The 14,130-nt window shown below is 60.1% G+C and carries 14 protein-coding genes; 5 read left to right on the top strand and 9 right to left on the bottom strand.

The annotated features are described in order from the left end of the window. Nucleotides 1-119: 119 nt before the first annotated feature. The 4 genes from AF71_RS07275 to AF71_RS07290 form a co-directional block, all read right to left on the bottom strand. Entirely contained in the window at nucleotides 120-479 is a 360-nt protein-coding gene (locus tag AF71_RS07275; protein WP_169680612.1) for an SPW repeat protein, read from the bottom strand. A 242-nt stretch (nucleotides 480-721) separates the two neighbouring features. Further along, nucleotides 722-2,518 (bottom strand): alpha/beta fold hydrolase, encoded by a 1,797-nt coding sequence (locus tag AF71_RS07280; protein WP_169680614.1) that lies wholly within the window; start codon nucleotides 2,516-2,518, stop codon nucleotides 722-724. A gap of 147 nt (nucleotides 2,519-2,665) precedes the next feature. Further along, nucleotides 2,666-4,084 carry an oligosaccharide flippase family protein gene (locus AF71_RS07285; protein ID WP_112666053.1) on the bottom strand — a complete coding sequence of 473 codons (1,419 nt, stop codon included), beginning with the start codon at nucleotides 4,082-4,084 and terminating at the stop codon, nucleotides 2,666-2,668. Next, a complete protein-coding gene (locus AF71_RS07290; protein ID WP_169680616.1) occupies nucleotides 4,081-5,163 on the bottom strand; it encodes an endo-1,4-beta-xylanase in 1,083 nt (360 codons plus the stop codon). The genes AF71_RS07285 and AF71_RS07290 overlap by 4 nt, the downstream gene beginning before the upstream one ends. A gap of 204 nt (nucleotides 5,164-5,367) precedes the next feature. Here AF71_RS07290 and AF71_RS07295 point away from each other — a divergent pair, with 204 nt between their 5' ends. From AF71_RS07295 to AF71_RS07305, 3 genes are all read left to right on the top strand, one after another. Beyond that, on the top strand, nucleotides 5,368-6,861 hold the full coding sequence (locus tag AF71_RS07295) for a GumC family protein (protein ID WP_169680618.1): 1,494 nt from the start codon (nucleotides 5,368-5,370) through the stop codon (nucleotides 6,859-6,861). Beyond that, complete coding sequence (locus AF71_RS07300; protein ID WP_169680620.1) at nucleotides 6,854-8,242, top strand: O-antigen ligase; 1,389 nt, start codon at nucleotides 6,854-6,856, stop codon at nucleotides 8,240-8,242. The genes AF71_RS07295 and AF71_RS07300 overlap by 8 nt, the downstream gene beginning before the upstream one ends. A gap of 97 nt (nucleotides 8,243-8,339) precedes the next feature. Further along, entirely contained in the window at nucleotides 8,340-9,272 is a 933-nt protein-coding gene (locus AF71_RS07305) for a glycosyltransferase family 2 protein (RefSeq protein WP_169680664.1), read from the top strand. 6 nt (nucleotides 9,273-9,278) lie between these two features. Here the strand turns inward: AF71_RS07305 and AF71_RS07310 are convergent, their stop codons facing one another. Then, nucleotides 9,279-10,139, bottom strand: coding sequence for a DUF6492 family protein (locus AF71_RS07310; RefSeq protein WP_169680622.1), 861 nt, complete (start codon nucleotides 10,137-10,139; stop codon nucleotides 9,279-9,281). Between the two features lie 14 nt (nucleotides 10,140-10,153). After that, entirely contained in the window at nucleotides 10,154-10,933 is a 780-nt protein-coding gene (locus AF71_RS07315; protein ID WP_169680624.1) for a WecB/TagA/CpsF family glycosyltransferase, read from the bottom strand. 278 nt (nucleotides 10,934-11,211) lie between these two features. On the opposite strand from AF71_RS07315, the gene AF71_RS07320 reads away from it, so the two are divergent. Both AF71_RS07320 and AF71_RS31535 read left to right on the top strand, forming a co-directional pair. After that, nucleotides 11,212-12,291 (top strand): glycosyltransferase, encoded by a 1,080-nt coding sequence (locus AF71_RS07320; RefSeq protein WP_169680626.1) that lies wholly within the window; start codon nucleotides 11,212-11,214, stop codon nucleotides 12,289-12,291. Between the two features lie 111 nt (nucleotides 12,292-12,402). Continuing rightward, entirely contained in the window at nucleotides 12,403-12,615 is a 213-nt protein-coding gene (locus AF71_RS31535; RefSeq protein WP_018858147.1) for a hypothetical protein, read from the top strand. 133 nt (nucleotides 12,616-12,748) lie between these two features. On the opposite strand, the gene kduD is transcribed toward AF71_RS31535, so the two are convergent. The 3 genes from kduD to AF71_RS07340 all read right to left on the bottom strand — a co-directional run. Continuing rightward, complete coding sequence (gene kduD, locus AF71_RS07330) at nucleotides 12,749-13,501, bottom strand: 2-dehydro-3-deoxy-D-gluconate 5-dehydrogenase KduD (protein WP_169680628.1); 753 nt, start codon at nucleotides 13,499-13,501, stop codon at nucleotides 12,749-12,751. 8 nt (nucleotides 13,502-13,509) lie between these two features. Beyond that, nucleotides 13,510-13,848 carry a cupin domain-containing protein gene (locus AF71_RS07335; RefSeq protein WP_169680630.1) on the bottom strand — a complete coding sequence of 113 codons (339 nt, stop codon included), beginning with the start codon at nucleotides 13,846-13,848 and terminating at the stop codon, nucleotides 13,510-13,512. Between the two features lie 10 nt (nucleotides 13,849-13,858). Next, the coding region (locus AF71_RS07340) for a 5-deoxy-glucuronate isomerase (protein ID WP_169680632.1) at nucleotides 13,859-14,130 on the bottom strand (272 nt) is incomplete at its 5' end.

A 14,130-nucleotide genomic window follows, 5' to 3' on the forward strand; every position in this document is an offset into this window, starting at 1 on the left:
CACGATAACCATTGCCATATGTTCGCGATCAATGCTGGTCGCGAATTAAGACCACACCATCATTTGAGCGGTGGACACGGCTCACCTAGCCCACCGCAGTGACCGGACCGGGCCGCGGTCTATGCGTGGGCGTGCGGATGATGAACATCCCAGACGGCCCACAGCGATACGGCCGCAACGAGCAAGCCAAGCACGACAACCGTCCACATCGCGTTCGCATTGGCCGTGAAACCGAGCAGCCAGGGCGACGCAATCAGCCAGAGGCCGAGTACGAGATTTGCCCATTCCTCCCATTCGGAAAATACCGACAGCGCTGCCGTTGCCATAGCGGCGAGCATGACGGCAACGATCCAGGCATTCCAGCTCGGCACTGCTTCGGCCGCGAATCCCATGACCCACGGCGAAACAAACAAGCAAACCGCCAGAACCAGGTTAGCCCAATCCTGCCTTTTCCTTCCATCCATCAGTGAGATTGCCATGATGACCTCCCAATATGAAGCTTATCAGGCGTCGCGTGAACTTCACGCTTAAGTATATGAATTTATGAGCAGCAGGAGCCAAATCAAGATACAGCCAAACAATAGTTGAAACCCCGCGCTTGCAATCATCATGCACGGCGTTCTGGCAGTATTCAGCGTGTCATCCACGAGCCTAAAACAGTCGGTCGGACGGCACCAACTCCGCCAATCCGGTGCCGGACGAGGGAGGCGACCTGACTGCACTAGGCAACCGCGCTTGCAATGTGCCGTTCGCTGCGGTTGCCAAGTGAAAGAGCTTGTTGCTTTGCCAGCGCAATCATCTTCTCACGTGCCGGCAGCGGCGTCAGATTGTGGTCGGCGTCGGGGAACAGATGCAGTTGAACGTTCGGATAGGCAGAGAGCTTTTCGCCCGCATCGCCAAAATTGATCCGAAACATCTCCTGCCCCTCGTCACCTTCCGTATAGATGATCGAAAGCGGGGTGCCGCGGCTGGCCAGGGCCTGAAAATCGCGATGCACCTGCTTTGTAAGCTGCGTGATCGGCTTGGCGGGCGCGAAGATGGGAGACAGCCTGTTCGCCATCCGGTCCACCAGACGCATGGAGATATTTTTTGTCACCGCCCCAAGGTCCACGTCACCGGTCCAGAGGCGGCGAACCGTATCGAGATCGAGGGCATTCCTCACATAGGCCTTCAATGTCTTTGGCAGGCCCTTGAAGCGCCAGCGGAAAGCAACCGGATTGACAATCACGCAGGAGTCCCAGCGTCGATCGGCCAGCACACTTCGAAAGGCGACGTAGGCGCCACTGCAGCGTCCAATCAGTAAGGTCCGGTCGCCCAGACCAAGACTGTCGACATAATCCCGGGCCATTCCGACATCGGCAATCTGGGCTTCGTCATAGAGGACCTGTTTGCGACGGGCTGCGACCGGCGGGCTGTCACCGACGCCGGCGCTGTCAAAGCGCAAGGACGATACGCCGACTTTCGCCAGCTCGCGCGCAAGCGCGACCGAGGAGCGTGCCCACCCAGCTGAGTGATCGTAAGCCGTCGTCAGAATAACGGCGGTCACGCCGATCGAACCTTCAGCGGGTTCGCACAAGACCCCGTAGAGCCGTTCATCCTGACCGAAGCGGACGGACGTTTCGCGAACTTTCTCCGAACGGACCGATGCGATCGGCGAAGGCTTTTTCGCCGGAAGCGGGCGGTGATCCTGATATTGCGGCAGCGATTTCAGCCAGTCGATCAGCTCATCGACAAGCGCTTCGGGGAGTTCCTGGTCCAGCGGGTTGGAAACCAGCGTATCATATCCGGAAAATGGTATCGCCCGCAGCTGGCAGCCAGCCGACGTCAGCCGATCGCGAAACGTCGTATCGGCTTCAAAGCCCGGGCGCTCGGCGAGGAAGACATGTGGTACGGCCGTGATTTCGATGCTGTTGAGATCGACCGCCTTGATGTCCTCTGCGACAGTACGGGGCATGCGCAATCCGGCGATCGATCCAGGCGCGCTGTCACGCAGTTCAGGCTTTATGCCAAGACCATCATCAATGAGCCGCGAAAACAACGAGAGCTCGCGTAGATAGGCCCTTCCTTTCAGGACCGGCGCCAAAAGGGCAATCGCTGCAAGTGATGACGCGGAACGCGCCTGCATGAGCGCGAGGCTCGCGCCGATACCTTGACCAATGAAGACCAGCTTGCGGGTGCCGGACAGCATCTTGAGTTCTTCAGCCGCCTTGCCGATCACCTCGGACCACCCCGACAGGCCGCGTTCGGCCGACCTGTCGTCCAGCGAATTCACCGTTCCGGGATAGTCGAAGCGGAGGCTCGCGACACCAATCTCTGCGAAGCGCTCCGCCAGGATGCGATAGAACCTGCGTGTACACATCTCCTCGAGCCCCCAAGGGCTGAGGAAAAGCACTGCTAGATCGCTCCTTGGCGCATCGTCATAAGCTGCCGTGAACAAACCGGTATGCGACCCGAAGACCGTCGGCTGAGAGGCGGAATGCCCCTTCTCTTCTTGCGAGTTCACATCCGTCTGCGTCACCATTGACCTCCCTCGCAAGGCGTTCCGACTGAGAGACCGCCGTGCGTATTCCTCACCGATATACTTGAGACGTTAAGAATTGGCGGAAGTCGGAATGGCATTGTCTCGCCTTCTATTCGGCGCCAGATCAAAAGAAAGTGATCCCGGTCAGGCTGGCCGCGGTCGCCTCGTCAATGCCATGCGGACGCCGGCCAGGTTGAGCGCAAACGCAGCCGCCGCATAGACGACGACACCGGTGACGATCGGCACAGTCAGGTCGAAGACAGCGTTGCCGGTCTGAAGCCTGCCCACGATGAAGGTCGGCACCGCCATCGTTGCGGTTGCGAGACTGACCTTGACGATCGGACGGAGTTCGAGCGGCAGGCGATGGGCGCGATAGGACAGGAAGTAGCCGGCAATTACACCGCCGATCTCGGCGATCAGCAGCGCCCAAGCCGCACCGACAAGCTGGAAGCGCGGTACGAGGACAACCATGCCAATGATGTTGATCGCCAGAATGATCATGCCCTGCGCCCCCATCAGGCTCGGCTTCTTCGCCAGCTGGAAACTGACATGCACGAACTGATAGGAGATGGAGCGAAACAGCCAGGCAAATACGAGGATCGGGATGAGGATGGCAGCCGCGTCGCGAAACTCGGGGCCGAGGATCAGGCTTGCAAAACCGGGCGCCACCAAAGCCAGTCCGACGACCATCGGCATCAGCACTGTCAGGAGCACCTCGGCGGTTTCCATCAGATGCCGGTTGGCAGCCGTATGGCCGTCCTGCGCCAGCAAACGGATCGCCACCGGAATTGTTGCGGATCCGATTGCAACGCCCGGAAACAGGATGATCTGTCGGACGAGATCGGCAGCGGCACCATAGACGCCCGCGGCCGTCTCGCCGATATAGGTTATGATGATCATTCGGTCGAGAACCGTGTGCAACACGAAGATGAAGGACGAGGCGGTCATCGGCAGGCCGAAGCGCATCATTTCCTTCATCAGCCCGGTATCGAACGGGTGGCGCGGTCGGCGCCAGACGCCCGGCGCGTAGACCAACAAAGTCACGAGATAGGAGCAGGCGACGCTCACAAGGAGACCCTGCCCGCCCATGCCGAATACCATTACGAGGACGGCAGAGAAGACGACCGTCAGCACCGCCCGCAGGATGACCGACCACATGTAGGCCCCCGTCTGCTGGCGAGACCGGAACACTTCCTGCACGAATTCGAACAACCCTACCATGAAGGCGACGAACACGGCCGGCACGACATAGGTCGACGAATCCTCCGCAAAGAGCCACGTCGCGAGGATGACAAGAGGACTGAGAAGCATCAGTCCCGCATACGCGAAAAGGGCAGTGGTGCGCACGTCCTTCGATCCACCTTCGGAATCGAAGCGCAGCACGGAGAATTTGATCCAGCCGAAAAGCAGGGTCGATATGACACCAGCAACGCCCGTACCCACGACATAGATGCCGTATTCGTGCGGGCTAAGCATGCGCGTGAAAAGCACGACCGAAACGAACCCGAAAAGGGCCGAAACGGCGTTCGCAATCATGTATGCCGAGATCTGACGAAACATCATTCGGCCGCACGCGTGAATTCGTCGATGACCTTCATCAGCGCCTTCGGCCGGCACCCGGCATCGAGGGGCAACGGACGGTTGGGCTTGCCGTCGTCGCGCTTGAACCACATCGGCACCCATGTATAGCGATCAGTGATGCCCCAGGTCAGAATGGCGCTCGGGCGCGCCGCCTCGGAAATCGCACCGAGGAATTCGCGTGCGCGTGCTGCGACGACCTGGTCCCGGTCATATTCACGGGCGGGCAGCTTGTTGTCGATCACATCGAGTTCGGTCACGAGAACGTCAAGCTGCATTCCCTTCAACGTTTCGACAAATCTCGATAGGCCCTCCTTGTCGATGTCCATGTCGCCAGGGAGGTGTCCCTGGATACCGACGGCGTGGAGCGGCACATCGCGGTCCTTCAGATCACGTAGCAGGTCGAGCAAGGCCTGGCGCCGGTCGCGGCACTGCTGTGTCGGATTTTCAATGTTGTAATCGTTGATGACGAGCTGAGCCGAAGGATCGGCGGCGGCAGCCGTGCGCAGCGCAAGCTCGATGTAGCGCTTGCCGAGCCGCTCCTGCCATATCGAGCCGCGGATCGTCGCACCACTCTCCGGCTGTTCGGCGATTGCCTCGTTGACGATATCCCAGCTCGGAATCCGCCCCCGATAGCGTCCGACGACGGTGGTGATGTGATGGACGAGTTCGCGTTCGGCTTCCGACGCGCTCCCGATGCTGTTTGTCCAATCGGGCATCGCGCCATACCAGGCAAGTGTGTGGCCGCGCATTTGCATGCCGTTTTGATCGGCAAAATCGATCAGGCGGTCAGGCTGGTCGAAGACGAACTGATCCTGGCTCGGACGCAGGTCGAACCACTTCAAGCCGCCCTCTCCGACGACAAGCTGGCAGTGATCGACGATGGCCTGCTTGTAGTCGAATTCGGTGTCGAGAAGATCGGTGCGCACGGCCGCACCGTAGGGAATGGGGCCTCTGGCAGGCACCGCCCTGGCAGTCAGATCACCCCGGACAAAAGGGTCGAGCGCGCCTGTGGATGCCAGTCCGGCACCCATTGCGCCGAGAACGAAGTCCCGCCTGCGCATAAATGGATATCCTTGGATTGCGTATAAATGAACCAGAATTCGACCGCGCAAGCGTGCAAGGCCTTGAACTTCTGCTTTTTTATTGGAGAGCTGCTTCACGCGCACGCGAAAATTGAAATCGCCATTAATGGATACTTAAGGAAAATCAGGTCTCTTAACCATAGGTTTGCGCTCCCGCGCCCACGTAAATCAGAACCCGCTGCCATGTATGAAGCCGCATCCCGACATCAGACTCCGGTCATCAGTACGCGTGGCTGGACGACGAGCCGGGAAGAGGATGACGGTGCCGCATCGCCGCGGCCGGTGCTGAAAGTTGCGCCTCCCCCTGCTTCCACCCCTTCCTCAGAAAACTGGCCTTCGGTCTTTCAAGAACTCTTTCAGTTCGACCTGACCCGTATCCTCAACTGGCTGCGCGTGGGTCTCGTCTGGATCTTTGCCTTTACCATCCTCGGCGCTGTCGCCGGCTATGCGGTTGTTCTTGTGGTCAAGCCGCGTTTTACGGCCGGAATCGACCTTCTCGTCGACCCGTCGAATCTCCGGGTTGTCGCTGACGACATCTTCTCCGAGAGCATGCAGCGGGATACGCAGCTGCTTGATGTCGAAAGCAAGCTGCGGGTCCTGACATCGGGTAACGTGCTGAGCCGTGTGATTGGCGAGCTAAAGCTCACCGATGACCCGGAGTTTGTTGCGCCTGAAGCCAAGGACCCGGCCGGTGACGCGCTGCGCACGCTGGCAAAGCGGGTTACGGCCCGTCGTGACGAACGCTCTTTCATCGTCAATATCGCGGTGTGGACGCAGGACGCGGCCAAGTCAGTCACCATCACCAATGCCATCGCGACCGCCTTCCAGGAAGAGCTCGCCAAGGCGGAATCGGAAGGGGCCGGCCGGGCTGCGAGCTCGCTGTTTGCTCGCCTCGGTGACCTGAAGGTGGAGGTTGCCAAGGCAGAGGCTGCGGTTGAGACGTTCAAGCGCGAACAGGGATTGCAATCGAGTTCGGGAGAACTCGTCAGCACCCTCATGTCAAATCAGACGAACACGCAGCTGATCGACGCCAAGGCGCGCGTCATTCAGGCGCAGTCGCGTTACAACGAACTCGTGTCCACCAACCCGAAGAACCGCCTGAACGCCTCTGCGCTGCAATCGGAAACGATGACGATGCTGCGCACCCAATATTCAACGCTGCGACAACGCGTGACCTCTCAATCGGCCGTCCTCGGGCCGCGTCATCCCATGATCCTGGCGCTCGAACCACAGCTCAGGGCGCTGGAGGGCCAGATCGACGCGGAAACGGCACGCATCGTGCAAGCCGCGAAAGCCGAACTCGACCAGGCAAGATCGGCACTCGACGCGCTGAACTCCGAGGCAAACCAGATGAAATCCTCGGTCTTCCAGGACACCGCCGCGCAGATTCACCTGCGCGAACTGGAGCGTGAAGCGCGCGCCAAGGCGACTGTCTACGAAGCCTTCATGGCACGTGCCGGAGAAGCCGCCGAACGCCAGCAGATCGACACGACCAACGTGCGGATCGTTTCACCGGCGGTCGTACCGACAGCGCGGAGCTTTCCGCCGCGGGGCTATGTGCTGGCTGGCGCCGGCGGCGTTGTCGGCCTCGGACTTGGCCTTGCCATCGCGGTCTTGTCGGGGCTTTGGCGAGACTATCGCCGCTTGAGCGCGATCCAGGCCAAGGCCTATGGCTGACAGCGGCAAGAGTGTAGTTGCGGGCAAAGGCAGTACCTTTGCAGGCTTTCTCTTCCTGGCTGTCTTCGGCTACTTCTGGATCGGATTGAGCCCGTTTCCCGATCCAAATGCCACAAGCTTTTCCACACCTTATGGCAGCACGTCCAACGTTTTCAATCAGTTGATCGTCATCGCCATGTCGGCAGTGGTCCTTGGCACGGTCCTGCAGAATCCCGCGCGCCACTTGCTGCTGCGCCCATATGGCCTGCTGATTGGCCTGCTCGTCTGGCTGCTCTTCACGGGTCTTTTTGCCGGCGACCCCAGCGCAGCCTTCAGGCGCCTCGTTTTCGCAATCCTTGTTTGCCTGTGCGCGAACGCAATGCTCTTCATTCCAAGAAACGGCGAGCAATTTGCAAGGCTCATGTGCCTTGGCCTGACCTTTACGATCGGCCTTTCCTATTTTGGTGTACTTCTCCTGCCGCACCTCGCCATCCATCAAGCGACAGACGCGCTAGAGCAGTCGCTTGCCGGCGACTGGCGCGGTCATTTTGGCCATAAGAACGTTGCTGCAGCCGCGATGGTCTATGCCGTATTCTTCGGCCTCTATGCAAGAAGGTCAGGACACGCCCGGCTTGGCTTCTTGATTGCATTGTCAGCAGGGTTCTTCGTGCTTCACGCGGGAGGGAAAACCTCCGCCGCGATGCTTCCGGCAATCCTGCTGCTTGCCTGGATTTTTGAACGCTGGACGAAACTCGGCGTGGTGATGCTTCTTGGCGGCCTTGTCGGCTTGAACCTGATCTTGCTGACTGCGGCGGTCTCGCCTTCCTTCAGCAGCCTGCTTGCTTCCGCGGGCATCGATCCGACCTTTACCGACCGTGGCTCGATCTGGCGGCTTGCACTCTCCGCGATCGCCGAGCGGCCCATCATTGGCTACGGCTTTCAGTCCTTCTGGCAGACCGACGCCTTGTTCAACAGCGGCCAAGCCATGACCACCTGGGCCGTCACTGCCGCCAATTCACACAACGGCTACGTGGAACAGTTGATCAATGGCGGCATCCCGGCGCTCGTGATGACGTTCATCTGGCTGGTGGTCCTTCCTGTCGGCTATGCCCGCCGCGCGCTTGCCGGTAGCAACGACATGGCATTGACGCGCCTGTTCTTGCGGATCTGGCTCTTTTCCCTGTTTCTCGCCTGCCTCGAAAGCCCGTTCTTCGGCAATAGCGGACCGATCTGGTTCACGATGCTGATTGCGGTCTTCGGTTTGAGATTGCAGGCCAATGCCGGGCTTGTCGTCAAGGAGGCTGACGCACCAGGATCGCGCGTTACTCCCGTCCCCGCGCCTCGGATCGACGCAACGGTTCTGAGAAGGCCCGTTAACCTCATACTCAGCCGTCGATTGTAGAGTGGGCGCCAGCCAATTACAGCTTCACCGCCAATGGCCGGGCCAAGTCGGCTAACGCCGCAAGGCGAACAATCTCCGCGCGATCGAGGTTTGGATGATGCAGGAAAGCAAGGGGTCCGTTGAGGCAGTCGTTTGCATCCCGACGTTTCGTCGACCGGAATGGCTGGCGCGCACCCTGACATCGCTCGCCGAGCAGGTGACCGATTTCCCCTTCGCCATCGTCGTTGTCGACAACGACGCAGCCAACCCGGCCGGCGCCCACTTTGCCCGCAAGTTTCTCACCACGGTCGGCCTGCCATTCCTGGTCACCACGGAAGAGCGGCAGGGCAATTGCCATGCCATCAACCGTGCGTTCGGCGAGGCAACGGCTGGCTTTCCGGAGGCCGAGTTTCTGCTGATGATCGATGACGATGAAATGGCCATGCCCGGTTGGCTTGCCGCAATCGTTGGCACGGCTCGGCGGGAGGGCGCCGACATCGTCGGCGGGCCTGTTGTCCGGCAGTTCGAAGTACCAGTGTCCGACGCAGTCACACAGCATCTGCTCTTCGGCTCGATAGAAGGCTCGACCCGGGCAATTGATCAGATCCACGGTTCCGGCAACTGCCTGATCCACCGCCGGGTATTTGCGGGTCTTGCTTCGCCGCTTTTCGATGTCCGCTTCAATTTTCTGGGCGGTGGGGACATGGAGTTCTTTACGAGATGCCGCAAGGCCGGCTTCAAGACCTGGTGGTGCGCCGAGGCGGTTATCCGCGAATTCGTACCCGAGGAACGCGTCTCGGCCCGTTTCCTGATGACGCGCTCGCTGCGCACCGGAAGCATCAATTATGTTATCGATCGGATCCACTGCACGTCGGCCATCAGGGTGATTGCAAAAAACGCGCTCAGTCTCGGCGCCGGCTGCCTTCGATCGATGGCGCTGTTCCTCAGGACCCGGCGGTTGCTGCCGGCAAGCCATCCGCTGCTCGTGTCGCTCGGTCGTACACTGGCAAGCCTCGGCTTCCTGCCAACCCCATATCGGGCCAGCAACTAGGCTCTCTCAGCCAAGAGCTGCCTTTCGGATCACTTCGATCGGTGTGTGCGTATGCGACTGGATCGCGATCGTCGTCTGCCCCGGTTTCAAGCCTTCGATGAATGCCGCCAATCCTTCCCGGTCTAGAGCCGGCCCCTCCCAATAGGTCAGGCATGGGCTTTGCGAAATGCGTTCATGTCGTTGCGCAAGCTCGGAGTCATTGGCGACCGCGACACCGTAAATGAGATATTCTGAAAAATGCCGGATGCGGGCCAGCGCCTGCCACCACGGAAGGCGGCTAGCGCCCTCGATACGCTTCACCATGGTCGCCACCGCTCGCCGCTCCCACAGAACCATCTGGCTGATGAAATCGTCGCCCGGCAGCGCAGGTGCCCTCAAGCCAAGCAGCCGATGCGCATTTTGCCACCAGCGGACGTGGCTAGGTCGCGTGGGATTGATATCTCCAGACGCGACGTGGTGGGCGAGCTTCGGCGTCGATGCCATTGCGCTCAGATCCAGTGGGCGGCAGAAGCAGTTGTCGGAGTCGATGCACATGACCCGCTCGCTCGGTTGCGCCAGCGTCATTGCGATCTTGCGCATCTGCTGCAGGTGCCAGCCGTAGATTGGCAGGCGCAAATGGGGTGCCCACCAGTAGCGTCGCCCCCGCCATTTCGGCAGGGCCCAAAGGGATGGAAGCAGGCTGGACGAGACGATCACGCGGCGTTTTTCCCCTTCGAAGCTCACGAAGGCGTCCGCATCCTCGTCGCCGATCACGATGTAATGCACGTCGTAGCCCGTCACATACCGGTCGATCGAGTCGCAGAGAAGACGGCAACTGTCGAGGTCGCCACGATAACTCGGTGTGATGAGCGAAATCGAGGAACTCAAGATCGTTGGTCCGATCACCGGCCTGCAGAAAGGGCTCGCAGCGAATGCCGGAGCATCGCGTAGATGGCAACCGGATTGGTGGTCAGATAGCGTGTTGCCAGCCGGCGCGGCTCGAGGAGCATGCGGTAGAACCACTCAAGGCCAACCTTCTGCATCCAGCGGGGGGCGCGGCTCTTGCCTCCGGCGAGGAAATCAAACAGGCCGCCGGAAGTTTTGATCAAGCCGACATTGTGCAATCTGTTGATGTTGCGAACGACGAACTGCTGCTCCAGCGGCACGCCGAAGCCGATCCAGAGGATATCCGGAGCCGCCGCATTGATCGCCTCGACAACCGCTTCTTCCTCGGCGCGATCAAAATAACCGTTGCGTCGGCCGGCAAAGCGAAGTCCCGGATATGCCTTCGACATGTTCTCGACCGCCCGGGCATTTACCTCTTCGCTGGCACCAAGAAAGTAGAAACTGACCCCGGCTTCCGCCGCGCGTTCCGCCACGGCATGAACGAGATCGGTCGTGGCGACGCGTTCTGGCAAAGGCTCGGCCGAGGATAGCTTGGAGAAGAGCACGACCGACATTCCATCGGCATGGATCTGGTCGGCCTGACGCGTCAACGAGCGGAAATTGGCATCATGCTCGCAAAGCGCAATGACCTGACCGTTTGCGGAGGTGGAGTAGAAGGGACGCCCGCCGGCCCCCCTGCGCTCGAGCGCCAACTGAATGAAGGCGTCTGCGGATTCTTCCATGCCGGCCCGCACGATCGGCAGGCTTCCGAGCCGGTTCGTCGGCCATTCGTTCATCGAATAACTCAGACGCGCTGATGCACTGCTATGCCTAGTCATTCACGCACCTTCGAAACGAGCATCGGTCAAGAACGGATCCGACAATTAGCTGTTTCGAAGACCCATCGCTGTAAAACCTCGAGCTATAGTTAACCCTCGCTATACACGTGATGGTGGCAGGCCTTTTTGCCGACGGCATGTCAAACATTGAACCTGAAATTGTAAGCCGGCTTTTACCAAAAGACGGTATCAACGCAGCGCGGTCACCCGCCGTCCGCCTGTTCAAAAGGTCTGATATGCCGAAACGTCGCTACCTCGCATTCGTCTCCGACGCCGCCCAAACCTGTGGTGTCGAAGAGTTTGCCCGACAGGCGGCTTTGCGACTCGACGGGCGCGCCACTCGGCACGTGCTTGACGGCGATATCGGGAGGCTCAAATCCGCGCTCGACGATGCGGACGCCGCCATCCTCAATTTTCCTGTCGTTGCCTGGAAGAAAAAGCTGGCAGAGCCGGTCGTCGCGGCATTCGTTTCCCGGCTGCAGCGCAAACAGCTTGTCGTGGTACTGCACGAATGGCACGCTCTCGACTGGAAGCGTCGCCTGGTGCTGGTTCCGGTGGTGATGCTCGCAACACGGATCTTGTTTTCAGCGCCGGAAGTCGCCGCCGAATTTGCCAAGAGCCCTCTGTCCGCCCTGTCGACCAGTCGGCGAGCAGTCATCCCGATCCCGCCAAATCTTGCCTTGCCTACCACACTCCACGACGGCCCGATCGCCCGGAGACTTGACGCACAGCGCAAGGCCCGGCGGCTGATCCTTGGGCAGTTCGGTTCGATCTATCCCAAGAAGCAGTCAACGGCAGTTCTGGAGACTGCTGCCCGGCTGCTGGCGCTTGGCCACGACGTCGGCGTGGTCTTCGCCGGATCGTTCATCCGCGGCACCGACAATGTGGAGCAGGAATTTTATGCGCTCGCAGACAAGCTCGGCATTTCAGACCGGGTCGTCGTAACAGGTTATGTTGCCGACGCCGAGGAGCTCTTCGGGATCTTCAGACATGTCGACGTGTTCTGCTATCTCTTCGCTGAAGGGCTGACGGCGCGCCGGGCAAGCGTGCTTGCGGCAAGCTTCTCGGGAAAGCCCGTCGTCGTCAACGCGCCGCGACAGCGAGATGCCCTCGCCCACCATGGCCTGTTCTGCAAGCTGATAGAGGGCGGTGCGATCCGCATGGTCGACACCCAGGCCGACATAAACGCCATGGCCGACGCGGTGCTGGAAGCAAGCCAAAGCCATCTGGCATCGATTGACGCGAAGGCAGAAGTCGATGCCTTGTGGGGTGCCGTTATCGACGCGGTTGACGGCGGGAAGGCCACGCATTGGTGACATTGCACCGGCGCAATCGATGCCGAGACTGCGGAACAATGGCCGGCGACAAACGTTCTTTGAGTCAGCGACGGGTGCGTCGCGAGGCTCATCGAAAGGACGTGATTCAAGATGGAAATGACGGAGGGCCGTCAGCTTGCGGAGGAATATCTCCGGCTAGGCGGAAAGAGGCGCGTCAAGATCGACGACAATCAGCAAACTGTCCGCGCATGGGAGGCAGACCCGCCCGCCGCCGAGCAGTTTTGGCATGATCGTGTCGAAGCTTTGGAAATGCGTCGCCGAAGGGAAGTCGAATTCTTCCTGCCATCTATCAACTCCCCGTAATTGCGGGGGGATGAGGAAGGGTTCTTCATTTTCTGACCCGGACATCAGTCCTGGCCAGACGCTGGGCTTTTGTGCCGCTTATCTACAATTTCCCGATCCTCGGTTCACCCGGCCAAAGACTTGCTTGGCTGGTTCAGCGCGCAAGCCATCCGCCATCGACAGGCAAGACGATCCCGTGGACATAGTCGGACGCCTGTGATGCCAGGAACACGGCTGCGCCACCGAGTTGCGCGGGATCTCCCCAGCGTCCGGCGGGGATACGCGAAAGGATACCGGCGCTGCGATCACGATCCTCACGAAGGGCCGCGGTATTGTTGGTCACGAAATAGCCCGGAGCAATGGCATTGACGTTGATGCCTTTGCCCGCCCATTCGCAGGCCAAGAGACGCGTCAGTCCGGCAAGTCCACTCTTCGAGGCCGTGTAGGAGGGAATGCGGATGCCGCCCTGGAATGACAATAGCGAGGCGATATTTATGATCTTGCCGCCGCCTCGTTCGAGCATATGCCGGGCGGCGGCCTGCGACAGAAAGAAGACGCTCTTCAGGTTGATGTCCATGACCGCATCCCAATCGGCTTCCGTGAAGTCGATGGCGTCGGCGCGGCGGATGATGCCGGCATTGTTGACCAGGATGTCAAGCTTGCCAAAGGTCGCTACCGTTTCGTCGACGATGGCCTTTGTCGGTTCGATCGATCCAAGATCGGCCTTGATGGCGTGAAAGCCAGCACCTATCTTGCGAACCGCAGCCTCGGTTTCGTCCATCGATGAGCGGCCAACGGCAACGATCGAGGCGCCGGCCGCAGCCAGCGCCACGGCGATTGCCTGACCAAGGCCGGTATTGGCACCGGTGACGACCGCCACCTGCCCGGAAAGATCGAACATGGTCATAGCAGACCTCACTTGAGGAATTCGGCGCGATGTGGCGTAAACGTATCGATCAGGCGGCCCTTCTCGAGAGCCTTGACCCCATGCACCAGATCGGGGGGAACGATGAAACTGCCTCCCTGGTGCAGGGTTTCCGTCCTGCCCTCGATCGTCACCTCGAAACTGCCCTCAGCCACATAGCTTGCCTGGATGTGGGGATGGGAATGGAGCGCACCAACGGCGTCCTTCTCGAAAACCACCTCGACCATCATCATCTCAGGCAGGTAGGCCATGATGCGACGGGTCACGCCCGGTTCCGGACTGGTCCACTCGGCATCCTTGGCCGGCACGAAAAGATCACTGGCTGCCATATCCCCCTCCTCACCTAAGATCTTCGATGGCGACAAGGTCGACGTCGGTATAGTCGACATTGTCACCGGCCATGGCCCAGATGAATGTGTAGCTTGATGTACCGACACCGGAATGGATGGACCAACCCGGCGACAGGATCGCCTCCTCGTTCTTGACGATCAGGTGGCGCGTTTCGTTCGGCTCTCCCATCAGATGCACGACGCGGGCCTTTTCCGGCAGATCGAAATAGAGATACGCCTCCATCCGCCGGTCGTGGACGTGGCAGGGCATGGTGTTCCAGA

Source organism: Rhizobium sp. 57MFTsu3.2, assembly GCF_012932765.1.
GTDB lineage: Bacteria > Pseudomonadota > Alphaproteobacteria > Rhizobiales > Rhizobiaceae > Rhizobium > Rhizobium altiplani.

What these genes read in the sequence shown, in the direction of transcription:
- AF71_RS07275 (WP_169680612.1), bottom strand. Translation starts at nt 479, where the DNA reads ATGGCAATCTCACTGATGGATGGAAGGAAAAGGCAGGATTGGGCTAAC.
- AF71_RS07285 (WP_112666053.1), bottom strand. Translation starts at nt 4,084, where the DNA reads ATGATGTTTCGTCAGATCTCGGCATACATGATTGCGAACGCCGTTTCG.
- AF71_RS07290 (WP_169680616.1), bottom strand. Translation starts at nt 5,163, where the DNA reads ATGCGCAGGCGGGACTTCGTTCTCGGCGCAATGGGTGCCGGACTGGCA.
- AF71_RS07295 (WP_169680618.1), top strand. Translation starts at nt 5,368, where the DNA reads ATGTATGAAGCCGCATCCCGACATCAGACTCCGGTCATCAGTACGCGT.
- AF71_RS07300 (WP_169680620.1), top strand. Translation starts at nt 6,854, where the DNA reads ATGGCTGACAGCGGCAAGAGTGTAGTTGCGGGCAAAGGCAGTACCTTT.
- AF71_RS07305 (WP_169680664.1), top strand. Translation starts at nt 8,340, where the DNA reads ATGCAGGAAAGCAAGGGGTCCGTTGAGGCAGTCGTTTGCATCCCGACG.
- AF71_RS07315 (WP_169680624.1), bottom strand. Translation starts at nt 10,933, where the DNA reads ATGAACGAATGGCCGACGAACCGGCTCGGAAGCCTGCCGATCGTGCGG.
- AF71_RS07320 (WP_169680626.1), top strand. Translation starts at nt 11,212, where the DNA reads ATGCCGAAACGTCGCTACCTCGCATTCGTCTCCGACGCCGCCCAAACC.
- AF71_RS31535 (WP_018858147.1), top strand. Translation starts at nt 12,403, where the DNA reads ATGGAAATGACGGAGGGCCGTCAGCTTGCGGAGGAATATCTCCGGCTA.
- kduD (WP_169680628.1), bottom strand. Translation starts at nt 13,501, where the DNA reads ATGACCATGTTCGATCTTTCCGGGCAGGTGGCGGTCGTCACCGGTGCC.
- AF71_RS07335 (WP_169680630.1), bottom strand. Translation starts at nt 13,848, where the DNA reads ATGGCAGCCAGTGATCTTTTCGTGCCGGCCAAGGATGCCGAGTGGACC.